Source organism: Endozoicomonas sp. ONNA1, from assembly GCF_024606325.1.
Taxonomy (GTDB): domain Bacteria; phylum Pseudomonadota; class Gammaproteobacteria; order Pseudomonadales; family Endozoicomonadaceae; genus Endozoicomonas_A.
Genome location: NZ_JAHHPN010000394.1, coordinates 1 through 1,142 on the forward strand (window position 1 = coordinate 1; position 1,142 = coordinate 1,142).

The following is a 1,142-nucleotide window of genomic DNA, read 5'->3' on the forward strand; positions in this document are numbered from 1 at the left end:
CATTCACTTCAACTTTTTCTACTTCAATGGTGGCAAGGGGAACATAGTGATCACTTGCGCCGAGGTTTCCTGCCCTGTCACCGACACCCTCCAGCAAAAATGCCAGTTGTACCGGGTTGGCGATTTTCGTTGACAGCTCTAATGATTGGATGCCAACCAATTGATCACGAACAGCCTTAACTGAATCCTGATCGGTCATTCCACCTCTGACTTCAATGACCAGTTCCTTTTCTTCAAGGTTATGGGTGAACCTGAAGAATCCTTCATCACCCACCTTCAGGACTTTGGTATATTTCTGAGCAATACCATCCTCGCTTGTTTCAAACTGATCAACACTGGAAACGTCACCATTAATACCATAAAGAACTTCTGTAAAGCCTATAGAAGGAAGGGCAGAGTCCTTACTTTCCTGAGGCTTATAAGAGTAGGTGGTGGTAAAGGATTTGGGTATTGGTTGTTGGTCTTGGCCTAAAGTTGGCTGAATCACAACCTCACTCTGGGTAAACTCCTTGTGTCCATTGCCCCCGATATCGATAGATTTTATCTGCAGCCTGCGATCGGCCAGTGCCTGTGTAACAATGATGGAAGAGCTGATGGCAAAGGCCACTGCAAGGCTCACTGCATCGGGGCGAGCATATCTCATCCTACTACCTCAGAGCTGAGTACTTTATTACCGTGAAAAGTGATGTCCAGACCAGGCTGGGATGCGGCTTTTATTTTTTAATCGCTCATGGCTGTTTCGTTAAGTTGTAGAGAGAATTTAGTTCATAGTGGCAAACTCGGTAAGCTGTTGAGCGAATTTAGTTAACAAAGGCAAAGTTCAATGCCAATAAAATTGAGCGGTTTTTTCGGGGAAGGGCGACATTCATAGCTTCTAAAAGGGTTTAATCGGTAGCACGATCTGAAAGAAAACAGTATTTATTCCTTTATACCGATTTCTTTTGGATGGCTATGGAGGAATCATCCACCGTTTTCTGATATCAAAGTTCGCTGCGGGTATTCTCATTTTTATCAGGATCAAACTTTTGATCAGCCGTTGGTGTATTCAAGGCTGCGCCCTCTGGCGCTGCAGTTGCTCTGTTGTCATCGCTCTGTTGCCAATCGTAGAAGATGCCCAGTGTGTAAGAGTAAGGAATACTTTC

Annotated in this window: 1 protein-coding gene; it reads right to left on the reverse strand. The window is 44.7% G+C overall.

Annotation, left to right across the window (positions count from 1 at the left end; all coding sequences use genetic code 11):
• Window positions 1-643: hypothetical protein (locus KDK19_RS09095; protein ID WP_257253865.1), on the reverse strand; the 643-nt coding region annotated here is incomplete at its 3' end.
• Window positions 644-1,142 lie beyond the last annotated feature (499 nt).